The 23,127-nt window shown below is 53.1% G+C and carries 16 protein-coding genes; 13 read left to right on the plus strand and 3 right to left on the minus strand.

Annotated elements, in window-relative coordinates; all coding sequences use genetic code 11:
• The first annotated feature begins 59 nt into the window (after positions 1 to 59).
• Entirely contained in the window at positions 60 to 5,033 is a 4,974-nt protein-coding gene (locus PMW70_RS08115) for an RICIN domain-containing protein (protein ID WP_271744547.1), read from the plus strand.
• 187 nt (positions 5,034 to 5,220) lie between these two features.
• Here the strand turns inward: PMW70_RS08115 and PMW70_RS08120 are convergent, their stop codons facing one another.
• Entirely contained in the window at positions 5,221 to 6,174 is a 954-nt protein-coding gene (locus PMW70_RS08120) for a glycosyltransferase family 2 protein (protein WP_233504181.1), read from the minus strand.
• Between the two features lie 222 nt (positions 6,175 to 6,396).
• Between PMW70_RS08120 and PMW70_RS08125 the strand changes: the two genes are divergently transcribed.
• The 6 genes from PMW70_RS08125 to PMW70_RS08150 all read left to right on the plus strand — a co-directional run bounded on the left by PMW70_RS08125 (position 6,397) and on the right by PMW70_RS08150 (position 15,074).
• Complete coding sequence (locus tag PMW70_RS08125; RefSeq protein ID WP_117736709.1) at positions 6,397 to 8,226, plus strand: DUF6020 family protein; 1,830 nt, start codon at positions 6,397 to 6,399, stop codon at positions 8,224 to 8,226.
• Between the two features lies 1 nt (position 8,227).
• Positions 8,228 to 9,250, plus strand: a complete 1,023-nt coding sequence (locus PMW70_RS08130) for an acyltransferase family protein (protein ID WP_117736708.1) — start codon at positions 8,228 to 8,230, stop codon at positions 9,248 to 9,250.
• Positions 9,251 to 9,268: 18 nt separating this feature from the next.
• Positions 9,269 to 11,413: a hypothetical protein gene (locus PMW70_RS08135; protein WP_271744551.1), complete on the plus strand. Its 2,145-nt coding sequence runs from the start codon at positions 9,269 to 9,271 to the stop codon at positions 11,411 to 11,413.
• Between the two features lie 66 nt (positions 11,414 to 11,479).
• Positions 11,480 to 12,499: a dTDP-glucose 4,6-dehydratase gene (rfbB, locus tag PMW70_RS08140; protein ID WP_271744554.1), complete on the plus strand. Its 1,020-nt coding sequence runs from the start codon at positions 11,480 to 11,482 to the stop codon at positions 12,497 to 12,499.
• A gap of 265 nt (positions 12,500 to 12,764) precedes the next feature.
• Positions 12,765 to 13,835, plus strand: coding sequence for a glycosyltransferase family 2 protein (locus tag PMW70_RS08145; protein ID WP_117736705.1), 1,071 nt, complete (start codon positions 12,765 to 12,767; stop codon positions 13,833 to 13,835).
• Positions 13,836 to 13,853: 18 nt separating this feature from the next.
• Complete coding sequence (locus PMW70_RS08150; RefSeq protein ID WP_117736704.1) at positions 13,854 to 15,074, plus strand: glycosyltransferase family 2 protein; 1,221 nt, start codon at positions 13,854 to 13,856, stop codon at positions 15,072 to 15,074.
• Positions 15,075 to 15,207: 133 nt separating this feature from the next.
• Here PMW70_RS08150 and PMW70_RS08155 read toward each other — a convergent pair whose 3' ends face one another.
• Both PMW70_RS08155 and tagD read right to left on the minus strand, forming a co-directional pair.
• Entirely contained in the window at positions 15,208 to 16,338 is a 1,131-nt protein-coding gene (locus PMW70_RS08155; protein WP_117736703.1) for a LicD family protein, read from the minus strand.
• A gap of 3 nt (positions 16,339 to 16,341) precedes the next feature.
• Entirely contained in the window at positions 16,342 to 16,893 is a 552-nt protein-coding gene (tagD, locus tag PMW70_RS08160; protein ID WP_117736702.1) for a glycerol-3-phosphate cytidylyltransferase, read from the minus strand.
• Positions 16,894 to 17,172: 279 nt separating this feature from the next.
• On the opposite strand from tagD, the gene PMW70_RS08165 reads away from it, so the two are divergent.
• From PMW70_RS08165 to PMW70_RS08190, 6 genes are all read left to right on the plus strand, one after another.
• Entirely contained in the window at positions 17,173 to 17,640 is a 468-nt protein-coding gene (locus PMW70_RS08165) for a sugar nucleotide-binding protein (protein ID WP_233504180.1), read from the plus strand.
• Positions 17,641 to 17,774: 134 nt separating this feature from the next.
• Positions 17,775 to 18,587 (plus strand): ABC transporter permease, encoded by an 813-nt coding sequence (locus tag PMW70_RS08170; protein WP_117736701.1) that lies wholly within the window; start codon positions 17,775 to 17,777, stop codon positions 18,585 to 18,587.
• Positions 18,588 to 18,596: 9 nt separating this feature from the next.
• Positions 18,597 to 19,352, plus strand: a complete 756-nt coding sequence (locus tag PMW70_RS08175) for an ABC transporter ATP-binding protein (RefSeq protein WP_117736700.1) — start codon at positions 18,597 to 18,599, stop codon at positions 19,350 to 19,352.
• A 1-nt stretch (position 19,353) separates the two neighbouring features.
• The gene (locus PMW70_RS08180) at positions 19,354 to 20,610 is read left to right on the plus strand and encodes a glycosyltransferase family 2 protein (protein ID WP_117736699.1); all 1,257 of its coding nucleotides are present in this window, start codon (positions 19,354 to 19,356) and stop codon (positions 20,608 to 20,610) included.
• A gap of 39 nt (positions 20,611 to 20,649) precedes the next feature.
• A complete protein-coding gene (locus PMW70_RS08185) occupies positions 20,650 to 21,711 on the plus strand; it encodes a glycosyltransferase family 2 protein (protein WP_117736698.1) in 1,062 nt (353 codons plus the stop codon).
• 21 nt (positions 21,712 to 21,732) lie between these two features.
• Positions 21,733 to 22,968 carry a glycosyltransferase family 4 protein gene (locus PMW70_RS08190; protein WP_199411018.1) on the plus strand — a complete coding sequence of 412 codons (1,236 nt, stop codon included), beginning with the start codon at positions 21,733 to 21,735 and terminating at the stop codon, positions 22,966 to 22,968.
• The last annotated feature ends 159 nt before the right edge of the window (positions 22,969 to 23,127 follow it).

The following is a 23,127-nucleotide window of genomic DNA, read 5'->3' on the forward strand; positions in this document are numbered from 1 at the left end:
CCAATTGGAGCCGGTCGTCCCTATGTGTAATTGTGTGTGTAGCGGAATGGATTGATTTTATGTTTAGCAAAACCCGCCTTGCATCGTCTCTTCTGGTTGCTCTCGGGCTGCTTTACAGCCTGGGGGCAGCTCCTGTTTTTGCCGACGATGCTACGCTTCCCGTCGATGCAACTCTCGAGGAGCGTCTTGCCTATGGTGAGGCGCATCCCGATGATGACCTTGGTACCCATACTGCCGGTAGCTCGATGGAAGGTGAGCCGCTTGCCGCGGCACTCGATGCTCGCTCGGCTAATCGCTCCCCGTATTGGGGCGGTTCTAGCGCTTCTAAAACGTTCTATAACGGCTACGACGAGGTGTTTGCATCTCCTGCCCTTAAGGTCATTGACGTCTCGGAGTGGCAGGGGACGATCGATTGGAATAGGGTCAAAAACTCAGGCGTGGATGCTGTCATTTTGCGTTTCGCGCATTCAACGAGTCATTTTGACAAACAGTTTGAGCGCAATTTGAGCGAGGTTCGCCGTCTGGGAATTCCGTTTGGCCTGTATATCTTTAGTACTGCCCAGAATTCGAATGACGCTACAAGTGAGGCGTACTTCACCCAGCAAATCGTAAGCAAATACGGTCTATACGATTTGTCGTTACCGATATTTTATGACCTCGAGTCGTTCTACGACAGCAACGGAAATACAATATCGCCCAATAGCGCTTTGGCATACGAGGGCATTGTGAATGCGTACTTTAATACGCTGTCTGGTTTTGGGGTCAACAACGTTTCAATTTATTCCGGACGTTGGTATACAGATACCTATTTAAAAGCCGCCAGCGTGCGTCCCCGTGTATCTTGGATTGCGGAGTACGGTCCTAAGTTCAACACCACGTTTAGCTGCGCCGGTCAGTTTGGGTGGCAGTATACGTCGCAAGTCCGCATCGATGGGATCACTGCCAACACGGTTGACATGAGCGCTTTTTCTTCTGCTGATTTTATCAATGTGCTCAATCTGCCCGATTTTTCTCTTTCTGATGGAACTTATTACATCGACTCGATTGGAAAAGATTCCTCGAGCGTTACCGTTTGCGAAGATGGAAGCCTTTCTTTGTATGGTGCCCAGGGAACGGCTGACCAGCGCTTCATCCTTGAGTCAGCTGGTTCGGGGGCGTATCGAATCAAGAATGAGTCAACTGAGCAGTATCTCACCGTGGCTGATGGAAACGCACAGAGTGGCTCTTTGGTTGTCCAGGCGGCTTATGCTCAAGACGATAGTCAGCTTTGGCACGTTCGCGCTTCCGATAATGGGTTCTATATCCAGTCCGCATTGGGCAATTGGGTGCTCGATTTGAGTGGCGGAAGCACGACGGATGGCACTCCGATTCGTATCTGGGCTCCGAATAAATCGACCGCGCAGCGTTTTACGTTCGCTTCCGCATCGGCCGTAACAACTGATACAGCTTTTGCCATAAAGAGCGTTCTCGATCCGCAGCTTGTCATGGATATCTACGGCGGTTCATCTGATAACCGAGCGCGGCTACAGATCTATAACGCCAATAATAGTCAGGCTCAGATGTTTACGTTTAAACAGGTTGGCAATGGCTTGTACGAAATCGTAAACGTTAACTCTGACAAGCCCTTTGAGGCTCAAGGCGGATCTGTCTCCAATGGTGGAGCAGTTTCCCAGTATTCATCCAACGGCACTTGCGCGCAGCATTGGTCCATTGTTGATTGCGGTAATGGCGAATACTCGTTCATAAATTCGAAATCCGGTAAAGCCATTGACGTTCCGGGCGGTAATGGCGTGAGTGGGTCTGCGCTTCAGATTTATACGTACAACGGATCTGATGCACAGAAATGGACGCTTGCGCCAGCGCGCACTATTCGCCAGGAGCTCAATGATCTCGCTGCTTCGGGCAAGGGTCTTGTAAATGAGGGCGTTGAATATGCCATCGGCTCTGTCTCTGAGCGTCAGGTATTCGATATTGCCGGCGGATCTATAAATTCCGGTTCCAATCTTCAGCTATATGCATCTAACGCAACTAAGGCTCAGCGTTGGACGTTTTCCTATGACAAGAATGGTTATGTGACCATTACGAATGTGAAGTCGGGAAAAGTCTTAGATGTTTTTGCCGGCAGCAAAAAAGCAGGTGCCAATGTTCAGCAGTACGCGTCCAATGGCTCTTGGGCTCAGAAATGGATCCTTGTCGATTGCGGTGACGGCTCTTTCAAGATTTGCTCTGCGATTAGGACTGGCTTTGTCTTGGACCTTGCCGGAGGCTCCACTGCAAATGGAGCGAATGTCCAGGTTTATGACGATAACGGTACCGCTGCGCAGCGATTCCGTCTGTATACGGCCGGAGAAGTTTCTAAGGCTCAGACAATCGATTCTCAGTCTGCTGTTGTAACGGCTTCTGATGGTCGCGTATTTGATGTACCTGGCGGCAACGTGGATAGCGGAGCTGCCATTCAGCTGTATAGCGCTAATGGTACTATTGCGCAGTCGTTTGGCTTTGAATTTGATGATGAAGCGGGCCTTTATGCTATAAAGTCTGCGAAATCCTATCGCTACCTATATGCTCAGGATGGGGATATTGTTCCTGGGGCCGCGGTTAAGCAAGGGAGTCCGTCGCCCTCGTCGCAGATTTATGATTGGGCTGTCGAAGATGCGGGTAACGGCTTATATCGTATCGTTAACGCTGCAACGGGTTGTGCTTTGGGTGTAAGTGATTCTGGCAAGCTTGTAACGGTTTCCAGGGGCGATGCGCGCGAGCTATCGGTTGCATTTGCACCATCCGACTTTAAATGTTTGCGCTCCGAACAGGATGCTGATGCTGCGGCTCATATGTCTGATTTGCCGGATGGCGAGTATATCGTCAGCTCGAGCAGGAACTATTCCTTTGTACTGGATGTTTCTGGTGGGTCAAAAGATAACAGTGCCAACATCCAGTTGCACACGTCGAATATGAGCAATGCTCAGCGTTGGATCGTTTCCCATGACGATAAGGGCTATGTTACGTTTACGAACGTTGGCTCCAATAAGGTGATTGATGTCGCCGGCGGAAACGCCTCGTCTGGTACGAATGTTGCTCAGTATGGTTCCAACGGCACGTTTGCTCAAAAGTGGATTGTTTCCAAGCAATCCGATGGCTCATATCTCATTGAGAGTGCTCTTAGGCCCGGATTCTATCTTGGATCCAAGGGAGGCGGTGCGTCCAATGGTGTAAATGTTGAGTTGAGCGTCAATGATAACAATTCGCACTTTGCGTTGTTTAGTACTTCTCCATCAGTTGCTAAATGCGAGGATATTCTTCCTGCTGGGTATTTCACTCTGAGTCCCGCCTGCAATTCCACCGGTAAGGTCCTTGATATTGCCGGTGGTTCAAGCTCCAGTGGGGCAAATGTCCAGCTTTACAGTAGCAACGGTACGCTTGCTCAGCTGTTTAGCTTTGAATATCACGACGGTTACTATGTAATCCGTAATGTAAAGTCTCAAAAAGCGCTTGACGTGGATGGCGGCAAGCTCGTTCCGGGCACTAATGTCCAACAGTGGGAATGTGATTCGGCCAATGCTAATCAGTTGTTTTCTGTAGTCGACAACGGCGATGGGACGCTCTCTTTTATTAATAAGGCGACTGGCCTGTTTTTGGATATTGTTGGAGCTTCTGACAGTGTTCAGGCGAATTTGGACGCATATCTCCCCAATGGAAGCGCTGCTCAAAAGTTTACGCTTCATCAGGTTACAGAGTTTTTGAGTGAAGGTGCTTTTTCCTTTGAGTCGGCCACGGCCTCGAAAGTCTTGGATGTTGCTGGCGGATCCGTGGAGGACGGCGCTCCGGTCCAGCTATATACATCGAACGATACGCTTGCGCAAAAATGGTATGTAAGCAAAGTGGCAGGGTTGGACAACACGTTTGAGATTGAGTGCATCGGCTCTGCGAAGGTTCTCTCCCTTGCTGATGACGGGAAGCTTGTCCAGCAGACATCAAGCGGCGCCGATTCTCAGCGGTGGCACAGTGCGCTGTCTGGCGGCAAGGTTGCGTTGCAAAATGTAGCTACAGGTTATTATCTCTGTGTTTCGGGCTCTTCCTCGACATTGGGCGTGGTTGATTCGTTGGAGCTGCCCGGTGTTCGATTTAACGTAAAGAGCGTCGGGGTTCTTTCTGAGGGGTCATATACCATCCAGCTTATGGCGAACCGGTCGTATGTATTCGATGTGTCTGGTGGATCAACGGCTACCGGAACGTCAGTTGGATTTTATGGTTCGAACGGAACGGCGGCTCAGATTTGGGATGTTCGCAAGAATTCCGATGGAACATATGAGATATCTAGCGCTAAATCCTGCAAGCCTCTCGATATCAAGGGCGGCAATCAGTCGGCTGGTAATGGTGTCCAAATTTGGACCCGTAACGAAGGCAACGCTCAAAAATGGAATTTGGTTTACAACAGGGGAGAGGGCTATACGATTCGGTCGACCAGTGGACTTGTCTTGGCTTCTTCTGGCGGCGCGCTTGCCCTTTCTGAAGATAATGGTACCGCCAATCAGCGTTTTGCCTTTGAAAAGGCTACCTATATTCCACCTGCTTTAACTGGAGTTCAATGGAAGGGTTGTGCCCATTATTCGTCGTCTCGCTACGGCGAAGACTGGAGCGTGATTGTGATTCACATCTCTGAGTGCACAGCGCTTTCCCAGATTGATAATACTTTTTGGGGTACACGCGAAGCCTCGGCTCATTATGGCGTGGCACCAGGGCAGATTCACCAGTATGTCGGTCTCAATGACACGGCTTGGGCCGTTGGCGACTGGGAGTGGAATAAACGCTCGGTGTCTATCGAGCATGTGGGAACTACGGCAAATCCGCCTTCGTATGCTACCCTTGATACAAGTGCACAGCTCATGGCTGCACTTGCAAGATCTAAGGGTTGGAGACATTTGACGATGGGGGATAACGTTGGGATACATAAGTGGTATTCATCAACAAGTTGCCCCGCCGGAACAGACGTCAATTGGCTTGTTGCGAAGGCAAATCAGTATTTGGGCAACTAGCCTGTTATTTGAACGCCAATGTAATTGGCTACGTCTCCAATTATCATATATCCGCAAGCTTAGGAGAGATTGGTATGTCAGCAAGTGGTATCCATCCTGGCTGTTGCGCGTTCGTTTGTGTAGAGGGGTAAATGAAAAGGCCTGAAACCATCTGGTTTCAGGCCTTTTCCTATTCTTAATTGAACGGTTAATTTTTTCTGCCCTCTTGGAATACTCGGTAGACCTGAAGCTCCCATTCTTTTCGCTCAGTTTTGGCGACGTTGTCAAGGATGAGGCCGGTAGCAAGCGAGAGCCCGCACAGGAACATGAAGGCTACCGCAAGCACTGCAGTGGGGAGCCGTGGAACAAGACCGGTTGCGAAGAATTCTCCAATGACTGGAAGGCCGAGAATCAGGCCAACGAGAGCGAGTACCAATGCGATAAGGCTGAAAAACTTGAGAGGACGATAGTTCTTAAATAGGCTGGCGATGGCACACACAACTTTAACACCATCTCCAACGGTATCGAGCTTGGACTCCGAACCTTCTGGGCGGTCGCGATAATCGATGGGGACGTCGGCAATCCTCCAGCGTCGATCGACCGCATGAATGGAGAGTTCCGTCTCAATCTGAAAGCCTTCGGAGAGGACTGGGAAAGTCTTTACGAAGGGGCGAGACATGGCCCGGTAGCCGGTCATGACATCGTCGAAGGAATAACCATAGATCCAGCGAATCATTGTGCGGACGAGGTCGTTACCAAAGCCATGAAAGGCGCGTTTGTTCTGCTCTGCGTAGGTACCGTTAGAGAGTCGATCGCCCACGGTCATATCCGCTTCACCAGAGAGGATTGGGGCGGCGAGCGCTGCGGCAGCTTCCGCCGGATAGGTGTCATCCCCATCGACCATGAGGTAGCAATCTGCGTCAATATCGCGGAACATCTGCCTCACGACGTTGCCCTTGCCTTGCCTGGGTTCGTGGCGAACGATTGCGCCCGATTCCTTCGCAAGTTTTGCGGTTTCATCGCTTGAGTTGTTGTCGTAGACGTAGATGGGTGCGCCTGGCAATGCGGAGCGGAAGTCGGCTACTACCTTAGCGATAGTGACGGCTTCGTTATAACAGGGGATGATGACGGCAACGCGTGATGCGTCGATAGAGATAGTCAAGGAGGTACCTTTCAGAGTGGAACAAACCTGCTTAAGAATATACCGTTATTTCGCCTTGCATGCTATCTGCGTAATTACGTCACGCCTCTCGGTCTTGTTCCATGATGATGTGAATCCGAGCTGGATTATAATTCTGGAGACTTCGTCATATTGATTGAAAGGGCTGATCGTCGGATGCGACTGTGTCTGACATCAAGAAGTTCTATATGCATGTGGAGGCTTATGTTTTTTAAGGAGCGCATTCGCGAAATCGATGTTGCTGCGTTGGTTGCAGCGTTTCTGATTGCAGTTTGCTTTGTTGTCGGGCTTCAGGTCTATCATTCCGTATATTTAAATGAGTCCTTGATTCAGGGTGTCGGCTCTATCGTCTTTTGCATTATCGTGATGTCCTTGCTCGTCCTTGCTCTATATGTCTTGATCGTTTGCGTCTTTACTTGGGTCGACGCTCACTCAGGAAAATCTCTGGATGAGGACGAGGTTCGCGGTCGCTCTTCGTTTTCTTGTGTACTTAAAGCAAACTTGCTTCGTTACTCTTTAATTGTGCTGGCATGCTGGCTCCCGGTCATGCTCATTCGTTTTCCTGGAAATATAGATCCGGATACGTTTTGGCAGCTCCTCCAGACCCGAGGCCTCGCTTTGACAAGCGATCACCATCCTTGGTTTGACACTGTCTTGTTTGGCCTTTTTTGGTCTATCGGGGATGTTTTTGGCAGTCATGCCTTCTCGCTCTTGGCGTATTCTGTGTCGCAGGCTGTGCTCACTGCGATTTCGTTTGCTGTCTGTTTTTGTTATTTTAGATGGCTGGAAGTACACAGTATTTTGCGGAGGGGTATTGTTGCACTCGTGTCTCTTCTCCCGTTTTTCCCAATGTTTGCACAAACAATGGCGAAGGACACGTTATTTGCTGCGGTTTGGGTTCTTTTCCTTCTGTTCTACTTTGAGACCGTTCGCACAAAGGGGGAAGTGCTTAAGAACTTTCGTGTGGTTGCTGGTGGGTTTTTGCTCTTGGGTCTTATTGTGCTTACGAAAAAGACCGGAATATATTTGCTCGCGCTTTCTCTGGTGCCCCTGATTCTTATCTGTCGGGCTAATAAGGCTCGGCTTCTTCTGCTCACGGGTTCCGTGGTGTGCCTGTTTTTTGTTTGGACTAACATCGCACTGCCTGCTTGGGGCGTTGTGAAAGGCAGCTCTGCTGAGATGATGTCGATTCCATCGCAGCAGGTGGGGTATTACCTGTCTAGATATTCGGACGAAGTGACGCAGGATGACTGGCGGGTTCTTGAAGGCGTTTATGCTTCACCCGAAGTACTTGGGACTGTGTATCAGCCTGCGCGTGCTGATGCAACGAAGATGTACTGGAAAGGGTCGTCGACCACTGAGACAAAGATTGAATTTCTAAGTTGGTATTTCAGGACGGCGCTCAAGCATCCGAAGACATTTCTCGATGGTGCTCTGGCAACAATGCTTCCCCTGTTCTATCCAGATGGGGTTACCGAGGGTGATGAGAGCTTCATTTTCTATCGAGATAACCTTGCGTCGGCCGCTACCGGGGATCCGGGGCTAGTGGGGGCTATCCAGTCTTATTCTGGCGGTTCGGCTTCCGCGAGCGATATGGATTCTTTGTTCGCCGGCTCGTTCCGTATTCCGGTAGTTGCTCGAATTTCCGACATTTTTGATAACCTTTACCTCAAGATCGCCGAGCTGGTTCCACTGCTATTTCATAAGGTTACGTATGCCTTGTATATTCCAATAATCGTGCTCTGCTACTGCATGTCTAGAGCAAGAATGACGACTGAGCGATCTCCTCTGGAGGTCCTCCTCTCTTTTGCGCCGGTTATTGCTGTGTACTTGTCTCTGCTCGCAGGTCCAATTGCGTTACCTCGTTACATGGCAACCCCGGTATACGCTACGCCGTTGTTGTTGGCGCTGCCTTGGGTTCTCGGGATGGCGAATTCTGGGAAGAGCGGTCATGATGATGAAGTCGCCGATGCGGAAGCGAAATTAATTTTTAGAATGGTTGATCCTGGTTTGAGCGAGAACGTTGGTGAATGATATGGCGAAACGACTTACCTCTTTTGATATCGCGAAGGCGGTCGCTTTGATTGCAGTTGTCGTTGGGCACTGCAGCTTTGCCGGTGTGCCCCAAGGCGTTGTAAAAGCGTGCTACTCCTTTCACATGCCGCTGTTCTTTATTGTGAGCGGCTACTTTTTTAAACAGCAGGAAGACGAGAGAGCCCTGCTTCGGAAGAGTGTGAGTGGGTTGCTAGTTCCATATCTGGGGACAAGCCTCATCCTGATTGTTTTAATGGTATTTAGAACCATATTTGACGGTGGGCTAGTTGTCGAAACTGTCCGCTCCTGGACCGTGGCGGCTTTATACGGATCCGGGGCTGTTCTTGACTCTATGCCAGAAGGGGTAATGGCTATTGGGGCTATTTGGTTTCTACTTGCGTTATTCTGGTCGCGGTTGTTGCTAAATGCGGCGTTGAAGACTGACTATCCAGCCTTGGTATGCCTCGCCCTCTTTATCGTTGGCATTGGTTCTGCGGACTCCATCTGGTTGCCCTTGGCTGTTCAGCCCGCAATGTGCGCCGTTCTGTTCTTATATATTGGGTTCAAGATCAAGGAATCGTCTCTTTTGAGGCGGGGTGGCATGTCTCCAATTCTATGGGGCTTTTCCTTCTGTATTTGGTTGTATTGCGCTAGATACCATGGTGTTCTGTACATGGTTTCCAACACGTATGCTGCAGGGGCAATGGATGTTATTGGTGGAGTGTGTGGCTCCATCTGCCTCCTAAAGTTTTCTGAGGTATACATTTCTAAAATTCCCGTCTTGTCCAGCATGTTAAAGTTCGTGGGAAAGAACTCTCTTGCCTTTTTCTGCATGCATCTCGTTGAGTTAGATGTGATTCGGTGGGATCTGATTTGGGAGATCATGTCTCAGATTCCGCATGCATGGGTTCTTATGGTGTTGATGCAGGTTGCGTGCACGGGGCTGTTCGCTGGCGTGGTTTATTGTTTGCCGCCTTTCCTGTCTGGTTTGTTTTATCCGGCCAGACGTGCGAAGTCCGCATAGTTTAGTTTGGAGAACTTGATGACTCCTATAGAGTGCGCGAGAAATAACATTGAGCCTGTTAGCCACGATGGTTCCAGCATTTTGCAGAAGATTCTTCGGTATTTTGCTATTTCACTTATGATTGCAATGGCCTTGGAGATTCTCGTATTCAATTTCCCGTTCTGGGAATCTTTGCTATTTGGGAACGCGAAAGAAGTGGATTGGAGCCTTGGTCCTGGATTGGAGATTCAGGATGACAGGACGATTAAGGTCGTAGATCCCGAAACCGCCTATATTGAATTCGATGCCGATGGATGTCGTGTCGAGAATCTTTACCTTGATATCGCTGTTCCAGGCTGGACATCTTCGTCATGGAGAACGTCGACTGGCCCTTATTTAGCAATAAAGGTTCTTGCTACTGACGAAGCGAACTCATCTTTCTTTGAACTTCCTTCTTACAATTACTGCGGCGGTATGGAAAGCTCGAAATACCTTCGCCTGCATCTTTCTGGGGTTTCACATAAGATGCGGGTGCTTATTCAAGAAGAATCGGGGTTCAGCTTTGATTTTCGAGGCGCGTCTATTAATGCCATGAGGCCGTTTTGCTTCGAGCTCATCCGATTTGGGATTGTTGCATTATTGGCTTGTGCGCTCCTTGCTTTCCGACCCTCATCTAGTCTTTACAGGACTAGATTGTTTCCAATTCGCCCTGTTGTTATCGGATGCATTGTCGCGTTAATGACCGTTGAGATGGCGGGATCTGTTGTTGTCAGCCGATTGTCTGGGGTTGTTGACAATCCAGCTAACGGTCCAACAATTAGCGGGCCGGTTGCATTTGACTTCAATCAATACAATCATCTTGCGGATGCGTTTTTGTCGGGCAAGGTTTCCTTAGACCTTCCCGTGTCCGCCGTTCTCTCTGATATGGAAAACCCGTACGATACTTCAGCTCGAGCTCAGGAATTATCTCAGGCTGGTGAGTATTACTACCTCGACTATGCTTTTTATAACGGGCATTACTACTCGTATTTCGGTGCGCTTCCGGCATTGGTTGCGTTTGTTCCCTTCAAGTTGTTAACTGGCCGTGATCTTAGAACGGATCAAGTCGTTCTCGCTTTGGGGGTGATCTTCATTTGCGCTTTCAATGCGTTGCTGTATTGCTTGGCAAAGCGCTATCGACAAGATGTCTCCCTTGGTCTGTTCGCACTTTCTTCAGTGTCATTTTTTGTTGCGAGTGGACTGCTGTACCTTGTTTTTCTCCCACAGATTTATTCTGTCCCTATTTTATCTGGCTTAATTGTTGTGTTCTTGGGCTTGTCGTGTTGGATATCTGCGGAGCGTTTGGATGGAGACCACGGGGGCTTCAAGAAGAGCTACCTCATCCTTGGTTCATTTCTGATTGCCCTGTCATTGGGCTGCCGGCCCCAATACGTGCTGGTCTCTTTGCTTGCCTTCCCGATTTTTTGGAATGCGATATTTCGGGAACGTCTGTTTTTCTCAAAAAAGGGCGTTGGCAACACGGCGTCGGTAATTGCGCCATTTATTCTCGTTGCAATTCCCGTCATGCTGTATAACGGCATGAGGTTTGAATCGGTCTTTGATTTTGGTGCCGCATACAACCTGACTGGTAGCGATATGACTTCGCGAGGAATTGACCTATCGCGGTCCCTTCCCGCTTTGTTCCAGTATTTGGTTCAGCCTTTGAGTATTTGCGCACGGTACCCGTATGTTTTCGGTGTAGACATGGCTGTTGATTTCCAGGGCTATTGGTTTTATGAGCCTTATCTTGGAGGATTGCTGCCCATCGCTCCGTTCTTGCTCGTGGGCCTTGCTTGCATTCCGCCCGTGTTCTCCAAGAGTAAGCAGGGTCAGAAGGCTGCCATCATCTTTTCGCTCATTGTCGCATCGGTAATCCTTTTTGCGGATTTCCAGATTGCGAGTATTACAATGCGGTACTTCAGTGACTTCTCATGGTTATTGATTTTGCTTGTGTTTGGAGTGCTGCTTCAGACTCCTGGTTTTGTGGAAGGTAAAGGTGTGATTTTTAGGATTACGGTTGCACTTATCGGACTGACAATCCTCTTGGGGTTTTGGATCTTGTTGTCTCCCGATCGTTATGGCGCTCTGGTGAGCACATGTCCGTCCGTGTTCTATGGTGTGGCTCAGATGCTATGTCTTGTTTGATTTCATTTCGCAAACAAGGAAAGTCTAAGTCTCGTTATAAGCTCGGGCGATAGGGAAAGGCGTACCTTGTCCGAGAACTTCGAACCCACCAACATCATCGTCACGGGCGGCTGCGGCTTCATCGGCAGCAACTTCGTGCACTACGTCGTGAACAACCACCCCGACGTGTGCGTCGCCGTCCTGGACAAGCTGACCTACGCCGGCAACCCCGAGAACATCGCCGGGCTGCCCGCCGACCGCGTGGAGCTCGTGGTGGGTGACATCTGCGATGCCGCGCTGCTGGACGAGCTCGTCCCCGGCCACGACGCGATCGTCCACTACGCCGCCGAGAGCCACAACGACAACTCCATCGACGACCCCACGCCGTTCCTGCGCACCAACGTGGAGGGCACCTTCTGCCTGCTGCAGGCCGCGCGCAAGTTCGGCGTGCGCTACCACCACGTCTCCACCGACGAGGTCTACGGCGACCTGGCCTTGGACGACCCCGCGCGCTTCACCGAGGAGACGCCCTACCGCCCCAGCTCCCCCTACAGCTCCACCAAGGCGGCCTCCGACCACCTGGTGCGCGCCTGGCACCGCACCTTCGGCGTGAGGGCGACCATCTCCAACTGCTCCAACAACTACGGCCCCTACCAGCACGTGGAGAAGTTCATCCCGCGCCAGATCACCAACATCCTGGACGGCGTGCGCCCCAAGCTCTACGGCGACGGCCGCAACGTGCGCGACTGGATCCACACCGACGACCACTCGAGCGCCGTGTGGACCATCCTCACCAAGGGCGAGATGGGGGAGACCTACCTCATCGGCGCCGACGGCGAGCGCTCCAACATCGACGTGCTGCGCGCGATACTCACGCGCTTGGGAAAGCCGGCCGACGACTTCGACTGGGTGCGCGACCGCCCCGGCCACGACCGCCGCTACGCCATCGACTCCACCAAGCTCCGCCGCGAGCTGGGCTGGGAGCCCAAGCACACGGACTTCTCCGAGGGGCTCGACCAGACCATCGCCTGGTACACCGAGAACCGCGCCTGGTGGGAGCCCGTCAAGGCCGCTACCGAGGCACGCTACAAGGCCCAGGGCCAGTAAGTTACCACTGATTGAGGGCGCCGTTGCGAACCACTCGCGGTGCCCGAGTACGAGAGACGCCTTCTCGGCCCGTGCGCGCCCTTGCGGACCTGGGGATGACCCCCGGGGAAGCTCACCGCGCACGGGCCGGGGCTTCGATAAGATATCGATGTTATTGTTGCGAAGGTCGCTTATGCGCGGCACTTGAAATGCGAGAAGTGGCGCCGAGTGCTTATATTCCTGCTAACATAAATACGTTGGTTCAGATTAAAGGATGGTCGTTTGAATGGCTGAAGCCCCTGCAGTCTCATTGTTGGTTCCAATTTGTAATGTCGAAAAGTATCTTCGCCAGTGCCTTGAGTCGGCTCGCGAACAATCACTTTCGAACATCGAGATTATATGCATAAACGATGGGTCGACGGATAGCTCCCTCGATATCATCAATGAATATGTCGAAGCCGATCCTCGCTTCCGAGTTCTTGACAAGCCTAATTCTGGCTATGGCGACTCCATGAACAAGGGTCTCTCGATGTGCACCGGTGAGTACGTCGGCATTCTTGAGTCGGACGATTTCTTGGACTCAGGTGCATTGGAAACAATGTATCGAGCAGCCAAGCAATGCGACGCCCAGGTGGTTAAGTGCGACTTTTATCTGTACTGGTCTCTTCCCGAAGAGCGCAATGAGAAGTTCGGCTGGGTCGATGCGCTTCTTGAAGGCCATGTGAACCCCCAAGTGGAGCGAGAGGTGTTTTATCGAAAGCCATCGATATGGTCGGCTATCTATCGAAGGGATTTCTTGGAGAAGAACGATATTTCGTTCCTGCCTTCGCCGGGCGCTTCGTATCAAGATGCTGGCTTTAACTTCAAGGTATGGGCTTCGTGCGATAACGCGGTCTTGCTTAATGAGGCCTTCCTACACTATCGCCAGGATAATGAAAAGTCCTCGGTCAATTCTCCTGGCAAGGTTTTCTGCGTCTGCGACGAATACGAGGAGATGCATCGATACCTCGATTCGCATTGTCAGGCCAGGATATATCTGCGATCCGTCCTAGCAAAAATGCGCTTCGATAGCTATGAGTGGAACTATGACCGGCTGTCTCCTGAGCTTCGAGAGCAATTTGTTCCTCGGATGGTTGAGGATGTGAATTCTGATCTACAGCAAGGCTATAGTGATCTCAACATTTTCGAGCCCTCCAAGCGGCTTAATCTAATTCTTCTGCTTCACGATTCCAAGTTGTATGGAGTGCTTCGGTCTTCGGATGGCTCACGTACTCGAAAAGAGCGCTTTGTTAGGCTGATGCGGGCGGGGGGATTGCTGTCTGCAATTCGATTGGCTTTGTTCCGATTGACCCACTAACTAATTCCGGAGAAGTGAATGACCAAGCTGAGTATCATTGTTCCCGTCTATAACGTTGAACGGTATCTCCCTGTCTGCCTTGATTCTATTCGAAACCAGACATTTAGGGATATCGAAATAATCTGTGTCGATGATGGGTCAACCGATAGATCTTCGAACATTCTGGAGATGTATTCGAAGGTCGAACCTAGAATGCGAATCATCAGTAAAGAGAACGGGGGGCTGTCTTCCGCGCGCAACGCTGGTATTCGCTGTGCCACGGGTGACATTGTTTGCTTTGTTGATTCTGACGACTTCTTGGACAAGACGGCTGCAAAGCGTATAACTGACGCCTTTGATTCCACGCATGCTGATTTGATTACGTTCGGTGGGCGCGTGTATCCTCAATTCCTTTCTAATTGGTGGCTGGATAAAGTACTTTCTCCTCGCGACACAATGTATGCGTCATTCGATCCGTCTCTTTTTGCTCTCGAGGCTGCTGAGCCGTTCGCTTGGAGAACGGCTTGTCGTCGCGAATTTCTAATTGAAGAGCGACTGTGGTTTGATGAGGAACTTCGGTTTGGAGAGGACAAGTTATTTCATTACATGGCTTATCCTCGGTCTCGGAAAACCGTGTTTCTGTCTGACAAACTGTATGACTATCGGGTGAATCGAGCCGATTCCCTTATGGCAACCAGAAATGACGATAAGGTCTTGAGGATATATGACCATCTACGAATCTCGGATCGTATATGCTCGGATTGGAAACAGTCTGGGAATGCTGAGCGCTTTGGATCTCAATTGCTCAGTTTAATTGGTGAGTTTGTGTTCATGGATGTCATGACAGCTCCTGTTCAGGATAGGACAATGCTCGCCAATTTTCTAAAGTCGATCTTGGAGACGTACTTTTCGGACGTTCAATTAAAAGCGCTCCTCCATGATAGAGAGTACGGTGCGATGGCTCGTGCGATACTAATCGATCGACGTCGCCTATTTGGACCACGTCGAAAGATGATGTTCTATCTTGGAACTCTTAGGAATAATCCCATTGACTTTTTGCGACGGGGTCGAGAGAGGCTCGCTTCATTGGGCGCTGTTCTTAAGATGCGCCAGATGGCGGGTCGGATTTTTCCTCCGTCGTCTCGGACTGTCGCGCTACGTCATCTTGAATCAGAATTTGTCCAGAAGGAAAGCGTCGCGCTTCTGAACTCTATCGAGCTTCTACGTATTGAGCTAGGGAATGTTGAGTCGGAGAAGTAGCGTATCAGGTACCAGGCCGTATCTCTTTGGCTGTGAGGCTGCGGCAATCGGAGGCTCCGTCAGGATCTGACGGAGCCTCCGTGTTTCTTCTAGCTCGTTTGTTGTCCTATGAGAAAGACGGGTATTTCATTGGCTAAACGGTATCTGGATTCTCAAGATGAAGAGATTCCAAATTGCTGTCAGTTAAATCGACGTGAGCAAAGTGCGTTGAGATATCGTCAGGTAATGAGTAGATGTTCCCATACACTTCAGTTAATAACTTTTCAATATTTGCCGGTGCTTCACATGGCGCACCTTCAAACGCGATGCGTTGAGTTGGAAGAACGTCGCCTTTCGAGCATATCCAATCATATCCATTGAGATCGGTCAGATTGTCGATTCCCCAAATGAGCCCACTGCCGTTGGCGGAGATGATTCCATCATCTTCCGCTTGGTTTAAATAGGCATCAAAGATGGCTGCGGCCTTTTCTCCTAATATTGAATTTTCGGAAACATACCCCGCTGCTTGCCACTCTTGATACCAATCCTGAGAGATGAAATGTTCGATCATTTCGCCTCTCAGGGCAGCCTGCTTCTCAAACGTTGCATGTGTGACGTCGCTGACCTCGTCAAAGAGAAAAAGGTCAAGGAAACAGGGAATATTCTCGTTGGAGTATTTGAAGCGAATCTGTCGGCAGAAGGCAAATGCATCGTAAACGACGGAAACTGAGTAGCGTGAATCGTCCTCAACTATTTCTACCAATTTTTTAATATCTGCTCGAGTCATTCCGAGGTCTGTATCATCGTCCCATGGAATGAAACCTCCGTGTCTGACAGCGCCCAGGAGAGTTCCAAAAGCAATCCAGTAGTCAAGATTGTGTGCTTTACAGAGCTCATTGAATTCTGACAATAATTGTGCGCAGCCTAGTTGATGTAGCCGTAATGGGCCTGTGGCGGGCGGAATGCTTTTGAAGAAACGTTTTCGAGCATCTTCTGGCAGCTCTCCGTCTTTCCTGTAGAGTTCCCATAGCATGATGACGGTCTTCGAATCGTGGGCTTTAATCGCCTTTTCAAGCCGTTCGAATTCACAGGCAAGATGTCCGTTAATGCCGATGTCTGCTTGTTCGGTTCTAGAAAAAACGCGGTCATATTGGGCCGTTGTTTCGCATTTCAAAGACTCGATCGAATCCCTGAGGGATTCGATCGAGTCTTTGAGTGATTCTATTGAATCCCTCGTGTTTCGCACTGCGCGCCGTGTCGATGGGAGTAGATCAAGAATGTTCACTGCTTATCCTTTAAGACTCGTCTTAATGTCGCTGGTAGAAATCCCGGGCGTTCGATTTAGGTATTGAACCTGGCAGATATCCCTCAGCGATTCAAAACGCGGATCGTTTTCCCAGTCACTTCCCATGCAGACTGTATCAATCTGAAAGGTCTCTACGTCTGTTGCTTTTTGTTCCCAGCTATTTTCAGGGATTACAAGGTCAACGTAGCGTATCGCTTCGAGCATTTCCTTTCGCACATTATACGAATAGAAGCTTTTCTTTCCCTTTAGTGCGTTGAATTCGTCGGTGGAAAGGGCAACAACGAGGTAGTCTCCAAGGGCAGCCGCCTGTTGAAGCAAGCGAATATGACCATAATGCAAGAGGTCGAAAGTACCATAGGTAAGAACTCGACGGAGCCCCGATTTCCCTCGCTGGTTGGCTTGCTGATGCAAAATACCCGATCTTGTGATTGTAACGCTGTGGGGTTCTTCTGATATTTCGTGAATCGGAGGATGCCTGTGAGCTTCAGCTTGCGGCTCGATTCGTATCTCGGTGTTTATTTCAGTCCCATTCATTCCTTGCACTCCCCGCGCCCTGTTGACTTGCAGTTTATATTAGCTTAATCAACGGTTTACGCCCCTATGGATATCGACGTAAACACTGCGTGCCGTTATGCGGTTTTCAGCTTGTCTCGCGGTGCCGGCAACGGGTGCATGGCGTCTTGTTCAATCGATTCGATTTTGCGGCGGGGTGCGCCGGGTGCGATCGCGAGTGGAATCGTAGCCGGCGCTGTCTGGCTGGAGATAAGGGGAGGGTCTCCAATGTGCTAGATGTTTGGCTGACGGTACCGGTTCATGAGACTGCTGGTGTTCGACGGCACGGCCGAGGCGCACGACGATGGGGAGCCCTTTAGCCCGCTGTTCGTCTACGGCCAGAACAAGAGAGCGGGTGACATCGCCGTGGCCGGCTGCCCGCGCTACTACATCATGCGCTCCAGTTGGGTCATCGGTGAGGGACACAACTTCGTCAAAACCATGAAGGGTCTGTCCGACCGCGTCGCCGACCCGGAGAATAAACTTACCCAGATTACGGTCGCGGACGACAATCTGGGCCGCCTGACCTTCACGCGCGACATGGCCGCGGCCATCTTCCACGTGCTGGACGCGAAGGCCCCCTACGGCACCTACGGCTGCACCGGCTCGGGCGCCGTGAGGAGCTGGTCCGACATCGCCCGCGCTGTCTTCGAGGCCGCTAACGGCAACGGCGGGAAGGTCGTGCCGGTGTCGACCGCCGACTGCTACGCCAGCGCCGCCTGTCCATAAGCGCGCAACCGACTCTCCTGATTGTATGCAGCTCGTCGAGGTGAGAAATCGCGCAAGCGCCCCTGTGTTATCATACGTTGTTCGGCAAGGGCGGCATCTGCCGCTAACGTGCAATCAATAGGGAGGCGTCGTCGGTGTCCTCACAGACTCTCGCAACCGAAAAAGCCCCGCGTCCGTATAAGAAGGACTTGCTCATCCTCGAGCAGCTCGTCACCAAGGACTTCAAGCTCAAATACCGCCGTAGTTTCCTCGGCGTGTTGTGGAGCGTTCTCAACCCGTTGCTCATGATGATCGTCATGTCCATCGTGTTTTCTTACATGTTTGGCAGCAACGTCCCTAACTTCCCGCTCTACCTCATCGTGGGCAACGTCACGTTCTCGCTCATGAGCGACTCCACCAACGCGGCACTTACGAGTATCATCAACGCCGCGCCCCTGCTCAAGAAGGTAAAGGTCAACCGGTACATCTTCCCGGTGCAGAAGGTCTTGTTCGCGCTCGTAAACTTCGCTTTCTCGCTCATCGCCGTGGCTATCGTCATGCTGTTCTTTCAGGTTATGCCCACGTGGCACTTCATCTGGCTGCCCCTGTGCCTGTTCTTGCTGATGCTCTTTTGCATCGGCGTGGGCATGGCCATCGGCGCGCTCTCCGTCTTCTTCCGCGACATCATCCATCTGTGGAGCGTCGTCATCATCGCGTGGACCTACCTCACGCCCATCTTCTGGGACCTCTCCTTGCTTATCGACAAGGGCGCCCCGCACTGGATCATCATGCTGGTGAAGATTAACCCCATGTACAACTACCTCGAGTTCATGCGTGACATCTTCCTGTGGCAGCAGAACCCCACGCCCACGGTGCTCCTCATGTGCATCGCGTGGGCCATCATCGCGCTCATCATCGGTATCTTCGTGTTCAAGAAGACCGAGCACAAGTTCATTCTCTACGTCTAAGGCGGCACCATGGCAGACGCTACCAACACCGAATACGCCATCGAGGTCGACGATGTCACGATGGTCTTCAACATGGCCAGCGAGCAGCTCAACTCCCTCAAGGAGTACTTCATCAAGCTCGTGCGCCACGAGTTGTTCTTCAAGGAATTCCATGCTCTGGAGCACGTGAGCTTCAAGGTTAAGAAGGGCGAGGTCATCGGCCTGGTGGGAACCAACGGTTCCGGTAAGTCCACCATGCTCAAGATTATCGCCGGCGTGCTCGAACCCACGAAGGGCACCGTGACGGTTCGTGGCAACATCGCGCCCCTCATCGAGCTGGGCGCTGGTTTCGATCTTGAGCTCACGGCGCGTGAGAACATCTTCCTCAACGGTGCGCTTTTGGGTTACTCCAAGCAGTTCATGGAGGAGCACCTGAACGAGATCGTGGACTTCGCCGAGCTGCGCGACTTTCTCGACATGCCTATGAAGAACTACTCATCTGGTATGGTCGCGCGTATCGCGTTCGCCATCGCCACCGTGGTGGAGCCCGACATACTCATTGTCGATGAGACGCTCTCCGTGGGCGACGTGTTTTTCCAGGAGAAGTGCGAGCGCCGCATCCAGAGCTTCATAGATTCCGGTAACGTGACTGTGCTGTTCGTGAGCCATTCTATCGGGCAGGTGGAGCGCATCTGCACCTCCGCTGTGTGGATCGAGAAGGGCCACGAGCGCATGATCGGCCCAGTGGACGAGGTCTGCGCGGCTTACAAGGCGCAGTTCGACTAATATGTCCGGCGCGTGCGACGAGGCGGCCGCGAGCGAGCGCCGCCCCTTCTTTTCCATTATCATGCCCTGCTATGGCGTGGCGGCTTACCTGCCCGATGCCATAGCGTGCGTCCGTGCTCAAACGTGTGCGGACTGGGAGCTCATCTGCGTTGACGACGCCTCTCCCGATAACGTGGCTAGGATCGTGGAGGCGGCCGCTGCACAAGACGCGCGTATTCGTCTTGTGCGCCACAAGGAGAACCAAGGCCTGTCCGGCGCGCGCAATACCGGCATCGCGGCGGCACGCGGCTCCTACGTATGGATGCCCGACCCAGACGACACGTACGACCCCGAGCTTCTCGAGGAGTGTCGCGCGGCCATAGCCATGGGTGCTGGTGTTCCTATGGGAGGCGTCGTCGATCCTGCGAGCTTTCCGCTTCGCCCGAATACCCCGTGCGATGTCGTCGTGTTTGGTTGTCGCGAGGAATACCGCGCTGACAACGGGGCCGTTACGGGTACGCGAGAGCTTGTGCCGGCGCTGGATGGCGCAGTCTTCAGCATGGATGACCTCGATGCCCCCACGTGTCACGTCGTTGCAGCGGATTCTCCTGCGGCTATCGAGCTTGCCGCGGGGCGAAGCGCGTTTCTGCTGGATCGCGACGAATACCGCTCGAGCATTCTCGTCCTCGAGGAGCTCACGCTCTTTGGGTACGCTTGGAACAAGGTCTATCGCCGAGAGGTGCTCGATGGCCTCTCGTTCGAGGATGTACCGCTCATCGAGGACGTCTGCTTCAATATCGAGGTTGCGCGTCGTGTGGGTTCGGCCGCCGTGATATGTCGTCCGCTTTATCGCTATCAGAAACGCGAGAATGTAAACCTTACGAACAAATTCGTGCCGCGCTATTACGAGGTGCACCGCAGGCGCGTGGCGGAGTTGTTCGAGCTGCTGCGCGGTTGGGGCCTGGACAGTACCGACGCTCGTTCGCGCTTGGGCTTTAGGTTTGCGCGGTACGTGCTGAGCGCCATCGAGCGCACGTTCGACGAGCGGGCGGGCATGGACGCGGCGGCCCGCCGTGCGTTTTGCGCCGAGCTCACGGCAGACCCTCTGTATCGTGAACTCATCGTCGAGGCTCCGGCGAGGTCGGGACGCGTTTCGCGCGCACTCCATGCCCTGCTCGCCAGGGGCAATCCGCACCTCATGCTCGCCGCGGGTCGCTGCGTGCATGTGGTGCGGGGAAGGTCTTCGCGCGCATACGCGAGCGTGAAGACGGTTGGATAGGATGTTGCGCGGTCTGTCAGCCGCGAGAGGGGTGTATGCATGAGTGATGTTGAGAGTCGGGGCGGAAGCGCGCTGCAGCTTACCGTCGCTGTCCCTGCTTACAACGTCGAGAGCTACCTCGCGCGAGGTCTTGAGTCCTACCTCGACCCGCGATTCGTGGGCAAGCTCGAGGTCGTCGTGGTGGACGATGGCTCTACCGACGGCACCCGTGCGCTTGCGGAGGAGTTCGCCGCGCGCAGCCATGGCGTGATCCGCGTCATCTCCAAGAAGAACGGAGGCCACGGCTCGGCCGTGAACGCTGGCCTGGCCGAGGCGCGCGGGCGCTATTTCCGCGTGGTGGACGGCGACGACTGGGTGAACACGGACGGTATGGCCGAGCTGCTCGAGCGTCTTGCCGACCTCGATTGCGACCTTGTGGTAGACAAGAAGCGCGAGATTGACATGACTTCTGGCGAGGAGCGTCCGTTCCCGCTCGCCAAGGGCGTTGTCACGGGTCGTGCGCTCGACTTCTCCAGCGTTCTCACCAACGGCGACACCGTGTTCCAGATCATGATCCACACGCTCACAGCGCGTACGGACTACCTACGCGGTATCGGCATCAGCCTGCTCGAGCACACCTTCTACGAGGACTATGAGTACGTGGTCAAGGCAAGCGTGCCCGCCTCTACCATCTGCTACCTCGATATCGAGGTGTACCAGTACCTGGTGGGCAACGAGAACCAGTCCGTGAGCCAGGCGAACTACGTGCGCCGCTGGGACGATCACGACCGCGTGGTCATGGAGCTCCTGGACTACCTTGAGCGCTGCGAGCATGGCGAGGTATGCGCCGCGAGCGGGGAGAGGCTTTCGGATGAGTCCGTCTACTACGTGCGCGAGAAGGTCCACCTCATCGTGGACACGCACTACAACATCGCGTTGCTGTTCGATGAGGATCGCAGCCGTGGGCGTGCGCGCGCCAAGGCGTTCCGACGCGAGCTGAGGTGTGCGGACATAGACCAGTGGGCGCGCGGCGAGCAGCGATACCGTATGGCCACGCTCCTCAACCGCTTGAGCTTCTCGTACAACTCCATCAAGCGCTTGGTCTCCAAGCGCCGTCACTAGCACGCTACCAAGGGATGATTCATGAGCCGCAAACCGCGAATAGCCATATTCAGCGCCGACGCCAAGCTTGGCCATGAGGTCAAGGGTGCCACGCGCTACACGTTCCTCGCGACGCTTCTCGTGGAGCGTGGCTTCAATGTCGACTTTATCACGAGCGGCTTCCAGCACTGGGAGAAGCGCCAGCGTGATTTGGCGACGTTCGACACGAGCATGCACGCGTTCAACGTGAAGTTCATTGCCGAGCCGAGCTATCCCGCCAACATGTGCCCCCAGCGCATCTGGGCGCACCATGTGATGGCCAAGCGCGTGACGGCGTACTTCGATGTGGACCACGACTACGACCTCATCTACTGCCAGATTCCGCCCAACGATGTGACGCTCGCCGTGGGACGGTCCGCGAAACGCTACGGCATCCCCTTCGTGGTCGACGTGAACGACCTGTGGCCTGAGGCCTTCCGTATCGCGCTCGACGTTCCGGTGCTGTCCGACATAGCCTTCGCTCCGTTCGAGCGCCAAGCTCGTCGCGCGTACGCGTTGGCGGACGCCGTGGTGGGTACGTCCGACGAGTACGCCGCGCGCCCTTTCCGCGACCGCGCCGAGGATATCCCCAAGCTCGTGGTGTACGTGGGTAACGACCTCGAGGAGTTCGACGCGGGCGCCGCTGAGAACGTCGGCTCCGTGGAAAAGCCCGAGGGCGAGGTCTGGGTTACTTACGCGGGTAATATCTCGGCACTATACGACTTGGAGACGCTCGTCGAGGCTGTGGCGATAGCTGCCAAGGCGCATCCCGAGCTCAGACTCAAGATTCTTGGCGATGGCCCCGAACGCGCATCCGTTGAGGCGGCGGTTGAGCGAACCGGGGCGCCTGCTGGGCTTTTGGGCTACATGCCGTACCGTGTCATGGCGGCTTGGCTCAAGGCGTCCGACATGGTGGTCAACTCGCTGGTTGCGAACGCGCCCCAGAGCGTGCCCACCAAGATAGGCGATTACCTGGCCTCGGGACGCCCCATGATTAACACGTCCATGAACGTTGAGTTTCGCGAGAAGGTCGTGCGTGACGGCTTTGGCGTGAATGTTGTGCCGGGTGACGCCGAAGGGCTCGCCAGGGTGATCTGCGAGCTTGTCGAGGACGAGGCGGGACGCGCGCGCATGGGTCGCGTGGCGCGCGAGCTCGCGGCGGCACAGTTCGACCGCCCGCATTCCTATGAGGCTACCGTCGACCTCATTCGAGGCCTGATCTCCGAGCGCACGAAGTAGATTGCCCCCGTGAGGCGTGCTCGTCCTATACTCGGACTGATAGGAGAGTGCATGGTGTGTCGGGGTTGGGCGAGGCCGTGCTTGAGGGGGGTGTTCCTATAGTTTTGTCAACTGGGCAATGCTGTTTTCGAGATTGAATCGCGACATGCTAACGCCAGG

Source organism: Collinsella aerofaciens, from assembly GCF_028209625.1.
Taxonomy (GTDB): Bacteria; Actinomycetota; Coriobacteriia; order Coriobacteriales; family Coriobacteriaceae; genus Collinsella; species Collinsella aerofaciens_AM.